General features: G+C 65.1%; 1 protein-coding gene and 2 pseudogenes. 2 read left to right on the top strand and 1 reads right to left on the bottom strand.

Annotated features, from left to right (window positions below; all coding sequences use genetic code 11):
- Positions 1 to 184: 184 nt before the first annotated feature.
- Positions 185 to 642 (bottom strand): annotated as a pseudogene (locus tag JCM19049_RS12295) (23S rRNA (pseudouridine(1915)-N(3))-methyltransferase RlmH).
- 277 nt (positions 643 to 919) lie between these two features.
- Between JCM19049_RS12295 and JCM19049_RS12290 the strand changes: the two are divergent.
- Positions 920 to 1,420, top strand: coding sequence for a phosphatase PAP2 family protein (locus JCM19049_RS12290; RefSeq protein WP_054821736.1), 501 nt, complete (start codon positions 920 to 922; stop codon positions 1,418 to 1,420).
- 571 nt (positions 1,421 to 1,991) lie between these two features.
- Positions 1,992 to 2,200: pseudogene (locus JCM19049_RS12285) on the top strand (hypothetical protein); the annotation flags it as partial.

The raw sequence follows: 2,200 nt of genomic DNA, 5'->3' as shown, positions 1-2,200 counted from the left end.
GCACCATGTTCGCCGCGGCGTCATCGGCCAGTGCCAACAGCTCGGCCGCAGACTGCGCCGGTGCTCGGCCGGAGCCCGTAGATCCATGCATGAGCCACTCTCTTTCCGTTGTGGAAAGTCTTGTCTTTCCGGTATGGAAAGTCAACCGGGTGCCATCGCCAGGGGCACTGGTGGGGGCGGAAGTCTAGAGGTGGTGGTACTTGCCGCCGGCCAGGATGTCCTGGGCCCGGTAGAGCTGTTCGGTGAGGATCAGCCGGACCAGCTGGTGGGGAAAGACCAGCTTGGACAGCGACCAGGTGAAATCCGCGCGGTCGTGGACCGTGGAGTCCACCCCGTAGGCCCCGCCGATGACCACCACCACATTGCGGCCGGCGTCGATGGGGGCGCGCAGCGTGTTGGCCAGGGCCGGCGAATCGACGTTGCACCCACGCTCATCAAGCAGCACCACGAAGTCGCCGGGCGCCACCTTGGCCAGGATGCGCGTCGATTCCTCGGCGCGCGCCGCCTCGTTGTCGCGGGCGGAATGGCTCAGCAGCTGCCAGGACAGGTTGAAGGGCTTCTTCAGCCGCTTCTCATAGCGCCCGATGCCTCGGTGACCCAGGACTCATGCTTTTTCCCAACTGCCAGCACCTTGATTGTCATGACGCCATTCTCCCGCATCCCCGGCGGTGACCCGGTGACTTCTGCCGCGGGGCACGCACCGGGGCGGGGGCGAAGACTACGATGGAAGCCATGCGATCCTCGTGGTATTTCCGGCCCGGCCAGCGCACCGGCGCAGCCCGGGCGCTGTGGGTGGTGCTGGGCCTGATCGTCGCCATGTTCTACTTCACCCGCCGTGTGGTGGTTTCCCTTGGCGCGGGTGGCTGGGTGCAGGATTTTGACGCCCCGGTGCAGCAGTGGGTGCTGGAGCACCAGGACGGTGCTGGCGGCCCTGGCCCATGGGTTGTATTGGTGGGGGTCCACCCCGGGGATGACCGCCACCATGGTGTTGGTGACCGCGCTGTTGTGCTGGTTTACGCGCAGCTTCTGGCCGCTGGCCACCGTGGGCTTCACCGCGCTGGTTTCCGTCCTGCTCACCACGATCCTCAAGGGACGGCACGAAGTGATCAGGCCCGACGGGATCCCCGGGGGTCCGGAACCTCCCGGTTCCTTTTCCTTTCCCAGCGGCCACACGCTGAACGCCGCCGCGCTGATCGGCATCGCCGCGTACCTGGCCATCGTCTACGGGCTGCGCCGCTACGCCTACCTGATTGCCTCGCTGGCCGTGCTCTTCGTGCTGGCGATGGGCTTCTCCCGGATCTACCTGGGCCACCACTGGCTCTCCGATGTCGTGGTCGGCTTCGTGATCGGGGCGGGCTGGGCTGCGGTGGTGGCCATCCTGCACTACTACTTTGTTCCCTCGAAGCGCATTCGCCGATAATTCCGGTGCGCCAACGATCATTTCGAGTTGTGAGAAATGTATCAAAGAACCGACGGTCTGTTGAGACTCACGGCACACTAAAGCGACGAGCGAGACCTTCGGATTTTCCGGCGCGGATGTTGCCGCGGCCACGCGATGGGGCCTGCTCCATCACATAAAAACGTTGGATTCGCGCCGATCAGGGACCCATGGGCCGCGCTGCGGCCCGCGCGTGCGGTGTCCTTTGGGGACACGGTTAACCCAGCTCACTCTTTTCCAGCTCCCGGGAATTTTCCCTGCGGCATTCTCATGCGGTGAGAATTTCGACTTGCCCCACCGCCGCGGTGGAAAGAACAATGGGTGACTGCGCCTGATTCCACCTGCCTTGAATCGGGTGGTGAACAGATCGTGGCCCGCAGCCCCGGGCCCCCGGCAAAGGTGCTATGTACGTAAGAAAAGTGTCCGATTCGCAGACCGCTCGGGTCCTGTGGATCCTCGCGGCGTTGGCCAAGGTCCCCCAGGCGACCGTTAAGGAGCTGTCCGAGGGTCCCAGATTCCGGTCAGCTCGGTCTACCGGCTGCTGGATGACCTGGTGTCCTCCGGCTTCGTGCACAAGACCTCCTCGCGGCACTACGGGGCCGGCCCGGTCGCCGTGCAGCTGGCCGAACGCTACCGCGACACCACCATGATGACCGGGACAATCACCCCCTACCTGCGCCAGCTCAGCCAGGACACCGGGGAGCTGGCCGCGTTCATGGTCGCCCACGGCGCCGAGGCGGTCTGCGTGGAATCGGTGGAGGC

Source organism: Arthrobacter sp. JCM 19049, from assembly GCF_001310435.1.
This window is presented reverse-complemented; position numbering and strand designations above follow the sequence as displayed.